This window comes from Curtobacterium pusillum, from assembly GCF_013359865.1.
GTDB lineage: Bacteria > Actinomycetota > Actinomycetes > Actinomycetales > Microbacteriaceae > Curtobacterium > Curtobacterium pusillum.
In genome coordinates this window covers 23,918-42,977 of the sequence record NZ_JABMCE010000078.1, presented here as the reverse complement: position 1 = coordinate 42,977, position 19,060 = coordinate 23,918, and the positions used below count along the sequence as shown (strand labels likewise).

The 19,060-nt window shown below is 71.0% G+C and carries 15 protein-coding genes; 9 read left to right on the top strand and 6 right to left on the bottom strand.

The features are described 5' to 3' along the window. Window positions 1-101: 101 nt before the first annotated feature. The gene (locus tag HP507_RS10495) at window positions 102-866 is read left to right on the top strand and encodes a FadR/GntR family transcriptional regulator (protein WP_175351736.1); all 765 of its coding nucleotides are present in this window, start codon (window positions 102-104) and stop codon (window positions 864-866) included. A gap of 167 nt (window positions 867-1,033) precedes the next feature. Here HP507_RS10495 and HP507_RS10490 read toward each other — a convergent pair whose 3' ends face one another. After that, window positions 1,034-5,068: an SGNH hydrolase domain-containing protein gene (locus tag HP507_RS10490; protein WP_175351735.1), complete on the bottom strand. Its 4,035-nt coding sequence runs from the start codon at window positions 5,066-5,068 to the stop codon at window positions 1,034-1,036. A 325-nt stretch (window positions 5,069-5,393) separates the two neighbouring features. Here HP507_RS10490 and HP507_RS10485 point away from each other — a divergent pair, with 325 nt between their 5' ends. Beyond that, window positions 5,394-6,041, top strand: coding sequence for a class I SAM-dependent methyltransferase (locus tag HP507_RS10485; RefSeq protein WP_175351734.1), 648 nt, complete (start codon window positions 5,394-5,396; stop codon window positions 6,039-6,041). Between the two features lie 67 nt (window positions 6,042-6,108). Here HP507_RS10485 and HP507_RS10480 read toward each other — a convergent pair whose 3' ends face one another. Continuing rightward, window positions 6,109-7,548, bottom strand: a complete 1,440-nt coding sequence (locus tag HP507_RS10480) for a protein kinase domain-containing protein (protein ID WP_175351733.1) — start codon at window positions 7,546-7,548, stop codon at window positions 6,109-6,111. 85 nt (window positions 7,549-7,633) lie between these two features. After that, complete coding sequence (locus HP507_RS10475) at window positions 7,634-9,517, bottom strand: glycoside hydrolase family 43 protein (RefSeq protein ID WP_175351732.1); 1,884 nt, start codon at window positions 9,515-9,517, stop codon at window positions 7,634-7,636. Between the two features lie 87 nt (window positions 9,518-9,604). Between HP507_RS10475 and HP507_RS10470 the strand changes: the two genes are divergently transcribed. Continuing rightward, entirely contained in the window at window positions 9,605-10,204 is a 600-nt protein-coding gene (locus HP507_RS10470) for a dihydrofolate reductase family protein (protein WP_175351731.1), read from the top strand. Between the two features lie 109 nt (window positions 10,205-10,313). On the opposite strand, the gene HP507_RS10465 is transcribed toward HP507_RS10470, so the two are convergent. Both HP507_RS10465 and HP507_RS10460 read right to left on the bottom strand, forming a co-directional pair. Then, window positions 10,314-11,144, bottom strand: a complete 831-nt coding sequence (locus HP507_RS10465) for an ABC transporter permease (protein WP_175351730.1) — start codon at window positions 11,142-11,144, stop codon at window positions 10,314-10,316. Next, on the bottom strand, window positions 11,141-12,061 hold the full coding sequence (locus HP507_RS10460) for an ABC transporter ATP-binding protein (protein ID WP_175351729.1): 921 nt from the start codon (window positions 12,059-12,061) through the stop codon (window positions 11,141-11,143). Before HP507_RS10460 ends, HP507_RS10465 begins: the two co-directional genes overlap by 4 nt. Window positions 12,062-12,161: 100 nt before the next feature. Here HP507_RS10460 and arr point away from each other — a divergent pair, with 100 nt between their 5' ends. Beyond that, a complete protein-coding gene (gene arr, locus HP507_RS10455) occupies window positions 12,162-12,572 on the top strand; it encodes an NAD(+)--rifampin ADP-ribosyltransferase (RefSeq protein ID WP_175351728.1) in 411 nt (136 codons plus the stop codon). Between the two features lie 77 nt (window positions 12,573-12,649). After that, complete coding sequence (locus HP507_RS10450) at window positions 12,650-13,342, top strand: DUF6766 family protein (RefSeq protein WP_175351727.1); 693 nt, start codon at window positions 12,650-12,652, stop codon at window positions 13,340-13,342. A 10-nt stretch (window positions 13,343-13,352) separates the two neighbouring features. Here the strand turns inward: HP507_RS10450 and HP507_RS10445 are convergent, their stop codons facing one another. Beyond that, a complete protein-coding gene (locus HP507_RS10445; RefSeq protein WP_175351726.1) occupies window positions 13,353-14,177 on the bottom strand; it encodes a helix-turn-helix domain-containing protein in 825 nt (274 codons plus the stop codon). 114 nt (window positions 14,178-14,291) lie between these two features. On the opposite strand from HP507_RS10445, the gene melA reads away from it, so the two are divergent. The 4 genes from melA (at window position 14,292) to HP507_RS10425 (ending at window position 18,966) form a co-directional block, all read left to right on the top strand. Further along, a complete protein-coding gene (gene melA / locus HP507_RS10440; protein WP_175351725.1) occupies window positions 14,292-15,716 on the top strand; it encodes an alpha-galactosidase in 1,425 nt (474 codons plus the stop codon). A gap of 121 nt (window positions 15,717-15,837) precedes the next feature. Next, the gene (locus HP507_RS10435) at window positions 15,838-17,142 is read left to right on the top strand and encodes an ABC transporter substrate-binding protein (RefSeq protein ID WP_175351724.1); all 1,305 of its coding nucleotides are present in this window, start codon (window positions 15,838-15,840) and stop codon (window positions 17,140-17,142) included. Beyond that, the gene (locus HP507_RS10430; RefSeq protein WP_175351723.1) at window positions 17,126-18,088 is read left to right on the top strand and encodes a carbohydrate ABC transporter permease; all 963 of its coding nucleotides are present in this window, start codon (window positions 17,126-17,128) and stop codon (window positions 18,086-18,088) included. Before HP507_RS10435 ends, HP507_RS10430 begins: the two co-directional genes overlap by 17 nt. Beyond that, window positions 18,088-18,966 (top strand): carbohydrate ABC transporter permease, encoded by an 879-nt coding sequence (locus HP507_RS10425; RefSeq protein ID WP_246328558.1) that lies wholly within the window; start codon window positions 18,088-18,090, stop codon window positions 18,964-18,966. The genes HP507_RS10430 and HP507_RS10425 overlap by 1 nt, the downstream gene beginning before the upstream one ends. The last annotated feature ends 94 nt before the right edge of the window (window positions 18,967-19,060 follow it).

Below are 19,060 nucleotides of genomic sequence, written 5' to 3'. Positions count from 1 at the left end.
CAGACCCATTCTGCGCATCGATCGGCCACCTGTCAACCGGTTGACCATTCGGTCGTGGGCCCCTCAGCGGTAACCGGTTGACCGGACGGTACGCTCACTGCATGCCCGCGTTCAGCGAGAACGATCCCCTCAACATCCGGCTCGAGCTCGAGTCCGTGCCGACCGGTTCCCCCGCCTCCGAGGTCGCCCGCCAGCTCGTGTCCCTGCTCACCGCGGGCGACCTGGCCCCCGGATCGCGGCTGCCGTCCGAGCGGGTGCTGGCGGAGCGGCTCGGGGTCGGACGGTCCGCCGTCCGCGAGGCGCTGGCCGCCCTCGAGATCCTCGGCATCGTGCAGATCCGACCCGGTTCGGGCACGTACCTGCAGGGCGGCACCTCGGACCTGCTGCCGACGACGCTGTCCTGGGGACTCATGCTCGCGTCGAACCGGACGCGTGAACTGCTCGAGGTGCGGTCGTCGCTCGAGCGCACCGCCGCGATCCTCGCCGCCCAGCGTGCGACGGACGAGGAGCTCGACGCCCTCGGTGCCACCCTCGACCAGCAGGCGGCGACGCTCGACGACCCCGCAGCCTTCATCGAGGCGGACGTCCGGTTCCACGTCCTGCTCGCGCGGGCGGGCGGGAACGACGTCCTCGCCGATCTGCTGCAGAGCCTCCGGTCGATGCTCAGCGTCTGGGTCGGGCGTCGCGTCACCACGCGAGAGGCGACCGAGGCCGCGTACCGCGAGCACCGTGCGGTGCACGACGCGATGCGTGCCCGCGACGTCGTCGCCACGCAGCGCGCGATGGACGAGCACATGGCCACGGCGAGCGCCCGCATCGAGCACGCGGACCCGGTCCCCCACGACGACGAGGCCGCGACCGCCTGACGGCTCGCTCCGCACGGCCCACGCCGAAGCGACACGCTGCCCGGAAGGCTCGCGGACACTCCCGGCAAAGCGACAGTGTGCCGCCGGAGTCCGGCGGCACACTGTCGCTTTCGCGGGGCCGGGGCCGGGGCCGGGGCCGGGGCCGGGCCGGGGCCGGCGGCCGCCGCCTACGAGGTCCGGAGCAGCGGCGCCACGAGCGGCTCGAGCCACTTCGAGTACGCCGTCGACATGTGCGTCTGGTCGCGGTACACGAGCTTGTCCTGCACCACCACCGGGCACCCGTCGGCCGTGCAGAACCAGTCGCGCGGCTCGACCGTCGAGACCCCGGCGGCGCGCACAGTGTCGGCGACCTCCTCGTGCCGTCCGGACACGGCGTAGGCGTGCTTCTCGGCCTGGTTGCACGCACGGACGGAGTCGAGGTGCTCCGCCACGCAGGACGCCGCGTCCCCATCGGGAACCGGGGTGTCGAGCATGTACACGGTCTTCAGCCCCGCGGCGCGCAGCGTGGCCGCGGTCTCGGCGGTGCCGTCCGCCCACGTCGTGTTCGACACCTGCTTCCCGGGCACGTTGTCCGACTGCGCCATCACCACGAGGTCGGGCGCCAGCCGCTCGATGCGCTTCATCGAGGCGTCCCGCCACTCCGGGCACTCCGTGTAGGTCCGCTTGAGCGAGGAGTTGAACAGCTCGACGTTCTGGGCGACCGGGCAGGCGGCCTTCGTCCACGCGACGACCTTCCACCCCTCGGCCTTCCCGGCGGCGTCGAACGCGGGCAGCCACTGCTGCGCGTGCGAGTCGCCCCACAGGACGACGGTCCGCGACCCGGACGGATCGCCGTACACGCACGCCTTCTGCCGGATCTGCAGGTACCCCGCGTGGCAGCCGTTGTCCGTGGAGGCCGGCTGGTCGTCGGCGGCCTCGGTCAGGCTCGGGGTGAGGTTCGCCGGCACGTCCGAGGTCTTCAGCGCCGCCTGGATCGTGGTCTGGATCTCCGTCGTGTTCCCCTGGTCGAGCGACGCGGCCTGCACCGCGCCGCCGCTGCCGACGAGCGCCGGCACCGAGAACACGACCACCACCGCGGTCGCCGTCGTCACCGCTGCCGCCGCCGCACCGACCGCGGCCCAGCGGATCCGCTTCCACCGAGCCCGCGCGGAGGGCGACTCGATGAGGTGGTAGGTGATCGTCGCCACCCAGAGCGCCACCGCCATCACCTCGAGCTTCTCGAGCCACCCGAGGTCGCGGTTCACCATGACGGGGACGAGCACGACCATCGGCCAGTGCCAGAGGTACCAGCCGTACGACACCTTGCCGATCGCCTGGAACGGCTTCAGCTGCAGCACCGTCTCGACGGAGCCCCGGCGGTACACCCCGCCGCCGGCGATCACCGCGCAGGCTCCGAGGACCGGCAGGAGCGCGGCTGTGCCGGGGAACGGCGTCTCGTCCGAGTACAGGAACGCACTCGCGAGGATCGCTCCGAGGCCGAGCCACGTCAGGCCGATCTGGAGTGCCCCGGGGATGCGCGCCACGTACCGGGCGCCGATGGCCAGGAACGCCCCGGCGGCGAGCTCCCACGCGCGGCTCTGCATCGAGAAGTACGCGAGCGGCGAATCGTGCGCCGTGATCGTCACCGACGCCCACATCGACGCTCCGAACACGAGCGTGACGACGGCGGCCATCGCCAGGCGCCGGTGCCGCTTCCACAGCACGATCGCGAGCGTCAGGACGAGCGGCCAGAACAGGTAGAACTGCTCCTCGACGCCCAGCGACCAGAAGTGCTGCAGCGGGGACGCCGGACCGTCGGCGGCCTGGTAGTCGACGCCCTGTGCGGCGAGCCGGTAGTTGAGCGCGAAGAACGTCGCCGCGACGCCGTCCCACGCCACGTTCGAGGCCCGGAGGATCGAGTCGAACACGCGGGTCGCGACCACCGTGACGGCGATGACGAGGAGCGCGGTGGGCAGCAGGCGTCGGATGCGTCCGGCGTAGAACGAGCCGAAGTCGATCCGCCCCTTCCGCTCGACCTCGCGCAGGAGCTGCCCGGTGATCAGGAACCCGGAGATGGCGAAGAACACGTCCACGCCGACGTAGCCGCCGGTCAGCACCGGCGCGCCCGTGTGGTACACCACCACGAGCAGCACGGCGACGGCGCGGAGCCCCTGGATGTCCGGTCGGAACCGGCGCGGCCCGGCGGCCTGCGGACGCTCCGCCTGGACGGGTTCCTCGACGGGGGCGGCGGACGCGGTCAGCGTCACCGGGTCGAGCCGCTCACCGAACGCCGGAAGGTCGTCCCGGGAGGCGCGCGGCGGTTCCGGCAGAGCACCGACGGGCGACGAGGGGGTCACCGCCGGCGAGAGCGGCGGTGCGGGGAGCGCGGGGTTGGCCGCGTCGGCCGCTCGCACGTCCGCCGGGACGACGTCGACCCGGAGGCCCGGCTCGGCCTCCGGACGGAGGGTCGCCCCCGCAGCGGGCGCGGCAGGCACCGCGGCGGGCGCTGGCAGGGCGGTGGGACGCGGGACGCGCACCGGGTGAGCGGACCCGCGGGAGGCGAGCCGCGCCTCCCGTCGGTCGGCACGCGCCTGCTTGCGGGCAGCGCGCTTCGGTGAGGACGGGACCGACAGGAACAGCATCGGGACCTGCACGTAGGCGTGGATCGAGGCGAGGATCCACATCGCCCAGAGCATCTCGAAGCCGTAGCGCGTGGTCGCCCAGGCGAGGCCGGTCCACGTGACGAGGAGCGACGTCGTGACCGTGATCCGCATCACGCGCGCGATCTGGGTGCCGAGGGGCGTCGTGACCTTCTTCGCGGCACCCGTCGGGACCCACTCGCGGGTCCTGCCGGTGAGGACGTGCACGATCGCGACGGCGTGGGCGAACGAGTACAGGGACTGGATCCGCAGGACGTCGATGCGCCAGCGGGACTTGTACATGACCGGGACGACGACGAACCACATGATCATCGCGCCGAGGAGCCACACCGAGTTCTGCGGCATGATCCACTGCGGCAGGCCGAACAGCATCACGAGACCGGGGAGCGGCGACAGGAACACGTTGACCGCGGTGGAGATGTAGTAGAGGAAGCCCGACCAGAAGCACATGCGCTGCCGCAGGGTGATGTGCGGGTTCTCGTGGAAGCTCGTGTCGGCGAGGAGGGACATCGAGCCCGTGCACCAGCGGTACTGCTGGTTGAGGAACGAGGCGAGGTCGTCGGGGCACATGCCCTTCGACACGAGGATCGGCACGTACCGCACCAGGAAGCCGACGCGCATGAGGTTCACGCCGGTGTGGACGTCCTCGGAGTGGCCGATCTGGGCGAACCCGCCGGCTTCCTCGAGGGCGGCCCGGCGGTAGATCGCGCACGTGCCGACGCAGATCGCGGCGTTCGAGCGGTCGCGGGCGGGCTGGATCCAGCGGTAGAACAGCTCCTGCGTGGCGCCGGCGGTGCGCTGCAGCCAGTGCATGCCCTTGCGGGCGTCGAAGAACTGCGGCGACTGCACGATGCCGAGGCCCTCGTCGTCGAAGTACGGGACGAGCTCGTACAGGTAGTCGGCGCGTGGCACGAAGTCGGCGTCGAACACCGCGATGAGGTCGCCGTCGCTCTGCTCGTAGCCGTGCCGGAGGTTGCCGGCCTTCTTGAGGTACCCGCGGTTCGCGCGGACCTCGTACCGGTAGCCGTACCGGCGGGCGAGTTCCGCGACCTCGGGGCGGTCCCCGTCGTCGAGGACGTACACCGTGGGGGTCGTCGGCCAGCGGAGCTTCGACACCCAGTAGTACGTGTTCTCGAGGACGGCGAGTGGCTCGCCCGCGGTGGGCAGGAACACGTCCACCGTCGGGTACCGGCCCGGCTCCCAGTTCCGGACGCGCTCGATGTGGTCGCGCTTCCGGAAGCGCTTGCGCCGCGAACTCGTGGCGAGCGAGATGCACAGCGTCAAGCAGTAGAGCGTCGTCGGGATGAGGAACAGCAACAGGCCCGGCGCCGAGGTGGAGAAGCGCCAGATGCTCGACGCGATGAGCGCGAAGGCGGCCGCCTGGGCGAACAACATCCAGCGATGCTGCGGTCCCATGTACCAGTACTTCTCGCGGTCGGTCGGCGGGGCGGGGAGGTACTGCGACTCCCCCGCCTGGGCCGCCGACGGCCTGGACTCCTGATCCGTGCGCTTCGTGGTCGCGGCGTTGTTGCGCGCGTCGACCACCGTGTCCGTGGACGTCATGTCGGGCCTTCCCCTGGTTCAGGCGTGACGAATGGCGTTGCAGTGGTGCGGGTACGGTGCGGTGGAACGGTGCTGTGCTGGTCCGATGGTGAACGTCGCTCGGGCGCGGTGAGTGACCAGACGGTTACGTCGACCTGGCAGTATCCCCCTCGGACGGGGGACACCCGTCCCCCTGTTCGACGTCGTGTCACCGAACGCTCGGCGTCCCGGTGCCGATCGGGACGTGTCCCCCTCGTCCCCCGCTGAAGTTCCGGGGCGCACCCGTGCGTTGCTGCTCCGGCAACGCCGCTTGTCCGATGAGCGCGGGATCGTGTGCACTGGTCTCGTGCACGAACACGACGAGCGACCACTCGACGCCGACGCCAGGACCTGGTGGGAGGCCCGCTACGCCGAGCGCGACGGCATCTGGTCCGGGCGGGTGAACGCGGTGCTCGAGTCGGTGGCGTCGACGCTGCCCGCCGGACGCGCGCTCGACCTCGGGTGCGGTGAGGGCGGCGACGTCGTCTGGCTCGCGGAACGAGGGTGGACGACCACGGGCGTCGACCTGTCTGCCATCGCGGTGGACCGCGCCGCCCGGGCGGCGGACCGAGCGGGAGTGGGTACGCGGACGCGGTTCGTGGCGGCGGACCTGGCGACGTGGACGGACGACGGCGAGTACGACCTCGTCACCGCGTCGTTCCTGCAGTCATGGCCGGTCGCGATCCCTCGGGCGGAGATCCTCCGGCGGGCGGTGGGGCTCGTCGCCTCGGGCGGACATCTGCTCGTGACCGCGCACGCGGCACCGCCGCACGGGGAACTGCCGGAGGAACTGCGGGACTACCGGTTCCCGACGCCCGCGGGCGACCTCGCCGCGCTGGAGCTCGACACCGGGTGGGAGGTGCTCGAGGCGGCGGAACGCCCGCGGACCGCGACGACCCCGGACGGGCACGAGCACCCCACGGTCGACAGCGTGGTGCTGGTGCGGCGGCGCTGACGGGGGGACCGGGGCCGGGGCCGCCACACCGCGGTGTCGACCGCCGGACCCGCACCCACCGCGGCGGTCACGCCTGACCGACCGCCTCGTTCCCGGTCTGCTGCCCCACCGGGATCGAGTCGTTCGTCGTGCGGAGCGACTCCTGCCGGAGCTCGAGCTGCGTGACCGCCAGCGCGGCGAGGTCTCGCAGGTTCGCCAGGTCCGCCTCGGTCGCCTCACGCGGCCTGGTGTCGAGGACGGCGAGCGTCCCGATCGGCGTGCCGTCGTGCTTCACCAGCGGCACGCTGACGTAGAACCGGATGCCGAGCGGTCCCGTGACGAGCGGACTGTTCTGCATCTCCGGGTGCGCGGCGCCGTCCGGGATCACGACCGGGACCGGGACCGGGGCGAACCCGTTCCGGAAGCTGATGCTCCGCGCGGACTCGTCGATGCCCTCGGCGATGTACGACTGGGACCACTCGCGGTCCTCGTCGAGCACCTCGACGAGGGCGATCGGCGCGTCGAAGAGGCGCGCCGCCATCGCCGTCGTCCGGTGCAGCGCCTCGTCGGGGAGCTCGTCGAGGGTCGCCGGTCGACCCGGTTCCGCACCGGCGTCCTGTGGCGTCGACGCGGTCGCCTCCGCGACGTCGGCCGTCGGGTCGACGACCCGGTCGGCGACGGCGGTGTCGGCCATCATGACGTCCCGGAGGAGCGTCACCAGATCCGGCCCGGTCGGCCGGTCCTGCGGGTCCTGCGCGGTCATCGCCCGGAGCAGCGACTTCCAGTGTTCCGGGAGCGGTTCGGGCACGACCGGGTCCCGCGACAGCCGGGCGACGGCGGACTCGACGAGCGAGCCCGGGAACTCCCGACGTCGCGTGAAGCACTGCAGGAGCACGAGTCCGAGCGAGTAGACGTCGCTCGCCGGACCGACGTCCCCGCCCCGGGCCTGTTCCGGGCTGAGGTAGGCGGCGGTCCCTGTCGTCACGCCGTCGGCGGTCAACCGCTCGACCCCGGCGGCGAGCGCGATGCCGAAGTCGGTGAGCCGGGCCCGGGCCCGGTCGGCACCGTTGCCGTAGTCGACGAGCAGGATGTTCGACGGCTTGATGTCGCGGTGGACGACGCCGCGGGCGTGGATGTAGTGCAGCGCTTCAGCCATGTCGTAGCCGATCTCGGCGATGTGCCGCGACGCGAGCGGTCCGACCGACAACCGCGCCTCGAGGTCCTGGCCGACGACGAGCGCCATCACGAGGAAGCGCTGCCGGGTGCCGTCGCTGCCCGTGACCACTCCGGCATCGAGGAGACCGACGAGGTTGTGGTGCTCGAGGGACGCCAGCACGCCGAGCTCGGCCTCCTGCCGGGCGATGTCGACCGTCCCCGCGTGGAACACCTTCACCGCGACCGGACGGCCGAGTGCCTCGTCCACGGCGCGGTACACGACGGACATCCCGCCCTGTCCGATCGCCTGTTCGAGGCGGTACCGCCCGTCGAGGAGCGCTTCTCGCCCCTCGTGTCCTTCCGTCGGACCCATCGCACCCTCGTTCTCGGCACCAGCACGCAACGATGCATCTTCGCATCGCGGGGCGCGGTCCGCCGACCGTACTTCGTTCTCCGGCTCAATCCTGCAGCACGCGGACCGTGCTCACCCGCAGGTCGTCGAAGGTGCTCGTGAACCCGGCACCGCCGAGCGAGATCAGGCCGACGCGCGGCGACGACCCGAGGTCGGCCGTCCAGGTGCCGCCGCGGACGAAGTGCCGCCCGTCGACGCTGGTGTAGGCCGTGTAGCGGTGCTCGCCGTCGACCAGCCGGTGCACGATCCGCAGCGTCGTACGGTCCCCCACGGGGCCGACGACCATGTTCCCGTAGTTCGGCGCTCCCGCGGGTTGCGGCGTGACCTCCTTGCCGAACTCGGTCTGCCGGGTGTCGAAGATCGAGTTCGAGACGAGGCGGAGGTAGTTGCCGTCGTCCCCGTAGACGATGAGTCCGCCCTGCACGTAGTTCACGCCGTCCCCGGTGGCCGGGGTGTCGACCGCGACGGTCGTCTCGAGCACGTAGTCGCCGGTCGGCGCGGGTTCCGAGAGCACCGACGCGAGCGGGGTCGCCGGCGGGTGCAGGTCGGCGGCCTGTGTCCGCCACCGGAGTGCCCCGCCGCTGACGGTCCAGGTCGAGGCGTCGGGTTCGCGGGTCCAGGTCAGCGACGGGGGGAGGGTCGTTCCGTCGAACGTCGTCGAGGCCGACCGGATGAGCTGACCTGGAACGTCGACGGGAGCGAGGGCGGCGCGGTAGGTCGCTCGCTCCCCCGGCTGGGCGACCGGCCCCGGTTGCGCGGTGTCGGACGGGCCGGCACCGCCGCGGACCACGGGCCAACCGCGCACCCAGTCGAGCGGGTCGATGAGCACCGGGCGCTTCGTGTAGGTCGCCTGCCCCGCGTAGTACGGGTCACGCCGGTCGACCGCGTGGTAGACGATCCAGTCCTGCCCGGCGAAGTCGGTGACGACCGTGTTGTGCCCGGTCCCCACCCAGCGGTTGCCGTTCTGCGCGAGCACGGGCGTCCCACCGACCCGGGTGCTCGTGATCGCGACGCCGTCCTGGTCCGTGAAGGGCCCGAGCGGACTGCGTGACCGGGCGACGAAGACGCCGTAGCCCGTGAGTGCCCCGTTGCAGCAGTTGGTGGCGGACCCCATGAAGTACCACCAGCCGTCGTGCCGCATCAGGTACGTGCCCTCGTACCGGTTGTCGATGGCGATCTGCCGCTCGGTCGACGGGATCGACCGCAGTCCGTCGGCGCTCAGGCGGCGGACGTTCACCCCGCCGAAGTAGCTGCCGAAGTACAGGTAGGTACTGCCGTGGTCGGTGATGACCTCCGGGTCGAACTCCCACCGCTGCCCGGCACCGTTCGGTGCGGCCTGCGGAGCGACCACCGGGCCGCCGGAGTCGGTCCACGGTCCGGTCGGGCTGGAACTCGTCGCGACGCCCACGGCCGAGCCGCCGCCGGTGGGTGCGGTCGCCGTCGGGGTGTCCGACGCGGCGTAGTAGAGGTACCATGTCCCCGCCCGGCCGTGGGTCCCGGCGCGGTGGACGACGTCCGGGGCCCAGATGCCGTTGGCGTCCCCGACCCACGCCGGCTTCGTCGGGAAGGCGTCGTCCACGTACGTCCAGTGCGTGAGGTCGGTGGACCGGTAGGTCGGCACCCCGTGCTGCACGAGGGAACCGTCCGGGTTCTGCTCCGTCGCGGTCAGCGCGTCGGTCGTGCAGTACAGGTACCAGTTGCGGTCGCGCCCGACGCCGCGGATGACCGTCGGGTCCGCGCAGCTCGCCGCGGTCTGCCCACCCGGCAGGGCGAGCGTCATCGGGTTCTGGTGGGTCGGCGCGGCTGCGTTCCGCGCGGACGTCGTCCCTGCGGCGAGTGCGGGTGCCGCACCGGCACCGGCCTGGAGGAACGTGGTCGCGAGACCCGCGACCGTCGCGATCGCGAGGAGTGCCTTGAGTGATCGGCGCACGGTGGACCTGCTCTCGTCGTCGAGGAGCGTGCTGACGTGCGCGAGCGTACGCTCGGCGCCACCGGTCGGTCGGACGAAGGAGTCGCTGTGCCCGCACGGTTCGTGTACTGGATGAACGTGTCGCTCGACGGCTTCATCGAGAGTCGCTCCGGCCAGAACGGTGACCTCGGCGGCCCCGAGTGGGTCCGCATCGACGAGCAGCTCCACCGGTTCTTCAACGAGCGGGCGCGGGCCATGACGATGGCCGTCGAGGGGCGGGTGATCCACGACATGATGGACCCGTTCTGGCCGGACGCCCGGTCCGACGAGTCCCTGCCCGACTACATGCGCGAGTACGGCGAGATCTGGACCGAGCAGCGCAAGGTCCTCGTGTCCCGGTCGCGCACGGCGGCGGACCACAACACGACGATCATCAACGAGGACGCGATCACTCGGCTCGCCGAGCTCCGCGCCGGGTCCGAGGGCGACATCGGCGTCGGCGGTGCGGACCTCGCCACCCAGTTGCTCACCGCCGGGCTGCTCGACGAGCTGATGCTGTTCACGCACCCGGCCGTCCTCGGCGCGGGACGACCGCTCTTCGACTCCCCCGCCGACGCGATCCGACAGCCGCTGCAGCTCGAGCTGCTGGAGCAGCGGTCGTTCGACAGCGGTGTCGTCATGCACCGGTACGCGATCACGCGGGAGTGAACGACTGGCGCGCCCCGCTCAGCGGTGACGCGCCGACCGGGCCTGCGAGGGAGGACGGTGCCAACCGGCACCGTCCCTCCAGTCCGGTCCAGTCCAGTCCAGGGTCGCGTCAGACGTCGCGTCGACGCGCGACGGTGAGTGCGAGGGCACCCACGACCACGACCTCCGCCAGGAGGACCGCGAAACCGCCCCAGCCGTTCAGCACGATCCCGGCCTGCTGCCCGGCGTCACCGGACGAGAACGCGAAGAGCTGCCCGCCGGCCTGGGCCGGCAGGAACGTGACGACGTCCGCGAGCCACTGCGCCTCGATCGCGCTCGCCACCAGGGAGAGCACGCCCGGCAGCACCAGCAGGATGCCGAGGGTGATCGCGATCCCGCCCGCACTCGACCGGACGAGCAGTCCGATGCCGTACGCGAGCAGGGCGAGGAGCGCGACGTACACCGACGCCCCGAGGAGCGGCATGAACACCGACGGGTCGGCGAGGTCCGCGTGCACGCCCTTGCCGGCCTGCAGCGCCGCCGACGCGATCACGCCGATCCAGATCGAGACGGCGCTGACGACGAACGTCGTGACCGCGAGGACCGCGGCCTTCGCGAGGATCACACCCGTGCGACCGGGGTCGGCAGTGAACGTCGAGCGGACCTGACCGGTGCCGTACTCCCCCGTGATGATGAGCACGCCGAGCACCGCGACGACGAGCGCCGTCAGGGACACGCTCGCGGTGTTGATCGTGACCAGGGTGCCGTTCGCCTGGTCCTGCGTGACCGGCTGCCCGGAGTCGAGTGCGTTGCCGATGAGCACCGCCATCGCGATCGTGAGGACGACGAGGATCGCGAGGCACCAGATCGTGGACCGGATGCTGCGGAACTTGATCCACTCGCTCCGGACGAGTCGCCCGAAGCTCAGTCCGACGGTCGGCGGCAGGGTCGTGGCGGTCATCGGGCGCCCTCCGATCGGTACTCGACGTCGTCGCGGGTGAGGGCCATGTACGCCTCCTCGAGGCTGGCGCCCACCGGGGTGAGCTCGTGCAGCGGGACGCCGACCTGTGCGGCGATGTTCCCGACCGTCGTGGCATCGGGGCCGACGACGAGGAACGAGCCGTCGTCGCGCGGTGTCACCGTGGCGTTCGGGCCGATCGCTTGGAACAGCTGGTCGGGGCCGGGCGTGCGGACGACCACACGGCTGCCCCCGCCGTCCGTGCCGCCGGCGGCGACGAACTCCTGGATGGGGGCGTCCGCCAGGACCTTCCCGCGGCCGAGGACGACCACGCGGTCGGCCGTCTGCGCCATCTCGCTCATGAGGTGGCTCGACAGGAACACCGTCCGGCCGTCGGCAGCCATGCGCCGGGCGAGCTGCCGGACCCACAGCACGCCGTCCGGGTCGAGGCCGTTCACCGGCTCGTCGAGGATGAGGGTCTTCGGGTCGCCGAGGAGCGCCGCCGCGATGCCGAGCCGCTGGCCCATGCCGAGGGAGAACCCGCCGACGCGCTTCTTCGCGACCGAGTCCAGCCCGGTCATGTCGATGACCTCGTGCACGCGGGACTTCGGGATGCCGTGCGTCGCCGCGAGCGAGAGGAGGTGGTTGTACGCGCTCCGACCGGAGTGCACCGCCTTCGCCTCGAGCAGCGCCCCGACCTGCCGGAGCGGGTCGCGGAAGCTCCGGTACGGCTGCCCGTTCACCGTCGCCCTGCCCGCGGTGGGGCGGTCGAGCCCCATGATCATGCGCATCGTGGTGGACTTCCCGGCGCCGTTGGGGCCGAGGAAGCCGGTCACGCTGCCAGGCCGCACGACGAACGAGACGTCGTCCACGGCGGTCTTCGGTCCGTACTGTTTGGTGAGGTGCTCGACTTCGATCACGGCGGACACGCTACGGGAGGGGCGGTGGCCGCCGCGTCCACCGCGAGGGGGAGATCGCCGCGTGGCCGCCGAGTGCGATCGGCAGCGCTAGCCTGTCGCCGTGAGCGACGCACTCGACGACGGACCCTTCTTCCACGGGACCAAGGCGGACCTCCGGATCGGTGATCTGCTGACCGCGGGGTTCCGGTCGAACTACCGGCCCGAGGTCGTGATGAACCACGTGTACTTCACCGCGCTCCGGGACGGCGCCGGACTCGCTGCGGAGCTCGCCGCGGGCGAAGGGCTCCCCCGCGTCTACACCGTCGAGCCGACCGGGGCGTTCGAGGACGACCCGAACGTCACCGACAAGAAGTTCCCCGGGAACCCCACCCGCTCCTACCGCAGCACCGAACCGCTCCGGATCACGGGCGAGGTCACGGACTGGCCGCGGCTGACACCCGAGGCGCTCCGCGCATGGCGGGACCGGCTCGCCGCACTCCGTGCCGACGAGCGCGGCGAGATCATCAACTGACGGTCCGAGCGGCATGCCGGCCCGGGACGCGTGGACCCAGTAGCGTGGGGGGCCGTCGATGAGAGAGGTCCGACCGGATGAGCGTCTTCCTGCGTGCGCGTCCCACCGAATGGTCGTGGGCGCGGCGGAACGGGTTGTTCCTCGCCAACGCCATCGTGTTCCTGCTCTGCTTCGCCGGGATGGTGCTCGCCGGCTGGCGGGTCTCGGAGCACGACGCCGTGCTGCACGGCCAGGCGGTGGAGTCGCTCTGGGGCTTCCTGACCAGCGGGGACTTCGCCGAGGCGACCTTCGAGAACTGGGAGAGCGAGTTCCTGCAGATGGGGTCCTACGTCGTCCTGACGACGTTCCTGTTCCAGAAGGGGTCGAGCGAGTCGAAGTCCCTCGACGAGGACGCACCGCAGGACGCCGATCCCCGGGAGCACGCCGACGACGCGGGTGCGCCGTGGCCCGTGCGCCGCGGCGGCCTCGCACTCGTGCTATACGAGAACTCGCTGCTGATCCTCTTCACGGTGCTGTTCGCCGGCAGTGTCGTCGGCCACGTCATCGGGGGCGCAGCGGCCTACAACGAGGAACAGGTCGAGCACGGTGCTGGGGTCGTCTCGGGGTGGCAGTACCTCGGCACGAGCCAGTTCTGGTTCGAGTCGATGCAGAACTGGCAGTCGGAGTTCCTGGTGATCACCGTGATGGTCGTCGGAACCGTGTGGCTGCGGCAGCGCGGGTCGAGTCAGTCGAAGCCCGTGGCGGCGCCGCACGCCGAGACCGGCGACTGAGGAGCCCGGGTCAGCGGAGTCGTGCGCGGTAGGCGCCCGGGGCGCTCCCGCACGCCCGCGTGAAGTGTGCGTAGAAGCTCGACTGCGACCCGAACCCCGCGGCGTGTGCGATCTCCGACGTCGTCATCGACGTCGTGGCGAGCAGCCGCTGGGCCTCGGCGACGCGGCACCGGGTCAGGTACTCCACGATCGTGGTGCCGACGTCCTGCCGGAACACCGTCATCGCGTAGTGCGGGTGCAGGTGCGCGGCCGCCGCGACGTCCGCGACCTCGATCGGTTCCCGGAACCGGTCGACGACGAACCGGACCATGTCGATCACCCGGTGCATGGCCTCCGCGGTGCCGTGCCCGCCGCCGGGCCGGAGGTCGAGGGTGTCCCGGTGGTGCCGCAGCAGCCGACGGACGAACGCCTGCGCCTCGAGGCTCGCGATGATCTCCGCCCCCTCGTCAGCGAAGTCCCGCTGCCACGACCCGAACATCGACTCCACGTCCCGTCCGGCGGCCGTCGCCGGCACGAGCACCGGACGGTTCAGCAGCATCACCCCGAGGTCGTGGTCGGGCAGCCCCCACGCGAGGACCTCGCCCAGGGGGATGTGCGCCCAGAGGAACTCCCCCGACCCGATGCCGTCACCGACGAGCTGGTGCGGCGTCCACCCCCAGAACAGCGCGACCTGGCCGGCGTGCACGGACACCGGGGCTCCGCCGAACCGGTAGTCGAGCCGGCCGTCGAGCACCAGGTTGATCTCGAGGTCGTCGTGGCGGTGGGAGGACCGCATGAGCGGCGCCGGGCCGCGATGGCTCCAGTACGCCGCTTCCACCGTCTCCACGTCGAGCACGGCCTCGAGCCTACGACAGCGCCCGCAGCCGGTGCGGGGCCGATCCGAGGATCCTGGAACCCCGGCGTCGGAAGCCGGAGGACCGGACACCCCGTCGCTTCCTAGCGTGACGACATGACCAAGATCACCATCATCGGCGCCGGCGGCTTCGTCTTCCCCTTCCGGCTCATCGGCGACCTCGTCAGCTTCCCCGCGCTGCAGGACGCGACACTGCACCTCATGGACCTCGACGCGGGCAGGGTCGCCCGTACCGCGAGCGCCGCGCGCGAGCTCGTCGCACACCACGGTCTCGGCGTCGAGGTCCTCGAAACCACCGACCGTCGCGCCGCACTGGCGGGCGCGGACGTCGTCATCATCACCTTCCAGGTCGGCGGCGTGGAGTCGTACAAGTGGGACGTCGAGATCCCGCGGAAGTACGGCATCGACCAGGCCGTCGGCGACACCGTCGGCCCCGGCGGAGTGTTCCGATTCCTGCGCTCCGTGCGCGCCTACGAGGACATCGCCCGCGACGCCCTCGAGCTCTGCCCGGACGCCCAGTTCATCAACTACGCGAACCCGATGGCCATGGCGACCGCGTTCCTCAACGCGAAGGGGCTGCGGGCGGTCGGGCTCTGCCACAGCGTGCAGGGCACCACGCGCATGCTGGCTCGCACCCTCGGCGTGCCGTACGACGAGGTCGAGTACGTCTGCGCCGGCATCAACCACCAGGCCTGGATCCTCGAGTTCAAGCGCCGCGGCGGCGAGGACCTCTACCCGCGGCTCCGCGAGGTGATGGCGGCGAAGCACCGGCGCGGTGTCGCGGCCGCCGACCTGCACGACGACGACGGCGACCACAGCGAGGCGGCAGCGGCGGCGAGCAACTACGAGGGCGGCAACGAACAGGTCCGCACGCAGCTGATGCGCTCGTTCGGGTACTTCGAGACCGAGTCGAGCCACCACGCCAGCGAGTACGTGCCGTACTTCCGCAAGGACCCGGAGACCGTGCTCGAGTACATCCCGGAGCGATGGGACTACTACGAGATCTGCCTCGCCCACGACGAGCAGGGCGACGTCGACGCCCAGCTCGAGAAGCTCAAGGCGGACCTGACCCCGAGCGTCGAGTACGGCGCGAGCATCGTCAACGCCATCGTCACGGGCGTCCCGGCGGTCGTGTACGGGAACGTGCCGAACGCCACCGGGGTGATCTCGAACCTCCCATCGGACGCCTGCGTCGAGGTCGCGTGCCTCGTCGACGGCAACGGCGTGCAGCCGACGTCGTTCGGTGAGCTCCCCCCGCAGCTCGCCGCGATCAACCGCACGAACACGAACGTGCAGACGCTCGCCGTCCGCGCTGCGCTCACGGGGAACGTCGAGCACGTGCACCACGCCGTCGCCCTCGACCCGCTGACCGCGGCGCACCTCACGCTCGACCGCATCGCCGAGATGACCGACGAGCTGCTGCACGCGCACGCCGCGCTGCTCCCGGGATCCCTGCGTCCGGCGGACGCGGTGGACGCCGGGCAGGACGCGGGCCTGGAGGCGCGTCCCGCCCTGGTCTGACGGGCAGCGTCCGGCGTCGGCCCACCAGCACGGGACCCGGCGCCGGACGCGCGCCGATACGCGGACGTGCGCCGCGCCTCCAGTCCGAACCGACGGCACCACGACCTCGAAGGAGAGGACCATGCCGACCAGACCACCCACCCAGCTCGCCCGACGCGGGTTCCTCGCGCTCGCCGGCATCTCCCTCACCGGCGCGCTCGCAGCGTGCGCGGGACAGGGCACCGCCGCTTCCGGCGGCACGAAGCACATCCGGCTGTCGACCTGGAACATCCCGACCGACATCACGAGCTACCAGTCGATCGCCGAGGAGTTCGTGGCGAAGCACCCGGGCACGAGCGTCGCCGTCGAGGTGACGACCGGCCAGTTCCACCAGTGGTTCATCACGCGGCTCGCCGCCGACCTGGCGCCGGACGTGATCCGGATCACCCCGCAGCAGATCGGCCGGTACGCCGCCAACGGCAGCCTCGTCGACATCTCCGGGTCGATCCCGGCCGACTACCGGAAGGACTACAGCGCCCCGTTCTGGGCGATCGGCGCCCGGGAGGACGGCATCTACGGCGTCTTCCAGCACACCGACAACTTCATCACCTACTACAACCGCGAGGTGATGGAGAAGGTCGGCGTGACTCCGCCGTCGACCCTCGCGGACGCGTGGACGTGGGACGAGTTCCTCGAGGTCGCGAAGGAGGTCAAGCAGGTCACCGGGAAGTACGCGTTCGGCTACGGGTGGTCCAGCCCCGACACCGCGTACCGCTGGCTGCCGTTGATCTACCAGAACGGCGGCTCCTTCCTCGGTGACGACGGACTCACCCCGTCCATGGACTCCGACGAGGCCGTCGAGGCGCTCGCGTTCGGCCGCAAGTGGTACGCCGAGGGACTCGCGACGACCGGCAACATCTCGAAGAGCGGCGGCGGGGACGTCTCGCGGAACCTGTTCCTCACCGGCCAGATCGGCATGATGCTCAACAACCCCGAGTCGATCATGCAGCTCGACAGCGACATGCGCGACAACTGGGGCACCGCGCCCATGATCCGGAACGTCGGGGAGGCGAGCGACCTCGGCGGCAACGCCCTGGCGGTCACCAAGTCGTCGAAGCACCCGGAACTCGCGGCGGAGCTCGTCGCCATGATCACGAGCAGGAGCAAGATGCGGCAGTTCTGCCACGACGGCAACTGGTTGCCCGCTCGGCAGTCCCTCGACGCGGCCGACATCGGCTACAAGGCGAACACCGACACGATGCAGCGGTTCATCGACCAGGGCACCACGATCCCGCTGTCCATGGTGAAGGCGGAGAGCGGGCAGTACTTCAGCTCGCTCAACGCCGTGTTCGCCGACTACCTCGACCTCTGCCTGCTCGGACAACTGAGCCCGAAGGAAGCCTCGAACCAGATGATGGAGGCGATGCGCAGTGTCACTGCGAACTGAGACCGCTCCGGTCCGGACCACGGCGGCGTCGACCGCTCCCCCGACCGGCGGACTGCCCGCCGGAGGCGCTGCACGGCGACGACACGGCAGGTTCGTCCCCTACGTGTTCATCGGCCCGGCCGCGCTGCTGTTCCTCGGGTTCTCGCTCATCCCGATCGTCACCGCGATCGTCCTGAGCTTCCAGGACTCGAGCACCTCGCTCGGGGACGGCACATGGGTCGGTGCGAAGAACTTCGTCGACATGGGATCCGATCCGCTGATCGGGACAGCACTCCGGAACACGCTCGTGTTCACGCTCGGGACGGTGCCCACCTCGATGGCCATCGGACTCGCCCTCGCCGTCGCCCTGAACCGTCCACTCCCCGGACGATCGGTCTTCCGCGCGCTGTTCTTCGTCCCGATGGTCGCCGCCGGCGTCGTGGTGGGCGTCATCATGTCGTGGATCTTCAACGGCGACTACGGCGTCGTGAACAACCTGCTCGAAGCGCTCGGACTCGGCCGCGTGCCGTGGCTCACCGCCCCCGGGTGGGCGATGGCCACGCTCGTGATCGTCGTGGTCTGGACCCGGATCGGGTTCTGCATGGTGATCTACCTCGGGGCGCTGCAGTCCGTCCCCGCGGAGCTCAAGGAGGCCGCGGCGATCGACGGCGCATCCCGCTGGGCGCGGTTCCGGACGATCACCTGGCCGCTCCTCCGACCGACGACGTCGATCCTGCTCATCCTCAACGTGGTGTTCTCGCTGCAGGCCTTCGACGTGATCTACGTGATGACCGGCGGCGGCCCGGGCTTCTCCACCACGGTGCTCATCCAGTACGTGTTCCGGTCCGCGTTCATCGACGCGCGCATGGGGTACGCAGCGGCGCTCGGGCTGGTGCTCGTGGCGATCCTGCTCGTCTTCACCCTGCTGCGGCAGCGGGCCAACAAGAAGGCAGAGGAGTCCATCTGATGGCGCTGTCCGTTGCGGGCTCGACCCGCGCCTCCCGTCCGACCGTCCGTCGGCGCCCCGCGAAGCCGGGCCGCTGGATCCTCGTCGCCGGGCTCACCGCGCTCGCGATCCTCATGGTGTTCCCGCTCTACTGGATGCTCGTGTCGGCGCTCACCCCCGGCGGCCAGTCGCAGAGCGGCTCGTTCTACCTGTTCCCGACGAACCCGACGTTCGAGAACTACGCGCAGGTATTCAGCACGCAGCCGGTGTGGCGGTGGCTCGGCAACTCGGCGCTCATCACGTCCGTCGGCACCGCGTTGAGCGTCGTCGTCTCGCTGATGGCCGGGTACGCCCTGGCGAAGTTCCGGTTCGTCGGCCGTGGGCTGCTGTACTCGGCGTTCCTCGTCACGATCATGATCCCGATCCAGGTCACCCTCGTGCCGAGCTTCCTCGTCGTCGCGAAGATCGGCCTGGTCGACTCCCCGTGGGCGGTCATCCTCCCGACGGTGTTCGACGTCGTCGGGATCTTCATCGCCCGGCAGTTCATGCTCGGGGTGCCCGACGCTCTGATGGAAGCGGCCCGCTTGGACGGAGCCGGCGAGTTCCAGACCTTCTTCCGGGTCGTCCTGCCGTCGTGCGGTCCGCTCGTCGGCGTCCTGGTGATCCTCGGCTTCATGACGCGGTGGAACGACTTCCTCTGGCCGCTCGTCGTCTTGCAGGGGAACGAGAACCTCACCGTGCCGGTCGCCCTGTCGACGCTGACGAACAACCCGGCCTTCAGCTCCCCGTGGGGTGCGGTGATGGCGATCGCGACGATCACGGTGCTGCCGCTGCTCGTGGTGTTCCTGGCGTTCCAGCGGCAGTTCGTGCAGGGCATCGCGTCCACCGGGATCAAGTAGACCGCGCGCTGCGGCGCGCAGGCGGCGGTTCCGACCGCTGCCCACGGACGGGAGGCACGGTGCGGTCGGGCACCGTGCCTCCACTTCGTCGTCC

Coding starts and splice junctions, on each gene's coding strand:
- HP507_RS10495 (WP_175351736.1), top strand. CDS start 102: ATGCCCGCGTTCAGCGAGAACGATCCCCTCAACATCCGGCTCGAGCTC.
- HP507_RS10490 (WP_175351735.1), bottom strand. CDS start 5,068: ATGACGTCCACGGACACGGTGGTCGACGCGCGCAACAACGCCGCGACC.
- HP507_RS10480 (WP_175351733.1), bottom strand. CDS start 7,548: ATGGGTCCGACGGAAGGACACGAGGGGCGAGAAGCGCTCCTCGACGGG.
- HP507_RS10465 (WP_175351730.1), bottom strand. CDS start 11,144: ATGACCGCCACGACCCTGCCGCCGACCGTCGGACTGAGCTTCGGGCGA.
- HP507_RS10450 (WP_175351727.1), top strand. CDS start 12,650: ATGAGCGTCTTCCTGCGTGCGCGTCCCACCGAATGGTCGTGGGCGCGG.
- melA (WP_175351725.1), top strand. CDS start 14,292: ATGACCAAGATCACCATCATCGGCGCCGGCGGCTTCGTCTTCCCCTTC.
- HP507_RS10435 (WP_175351724.1), top strand. CDS start 15,838: ATGCCGACCAGACCACCCACCCAGCTCGCCCGACGCGGGTTCCTCGCG.
- HP507_RS10425 (WP_246328558.1), top strand. CDS start 18,088: ATGGCGCTGTCCGTTGCGGGCTCGACCCGCGCCTCCCGTCCGACCGTC.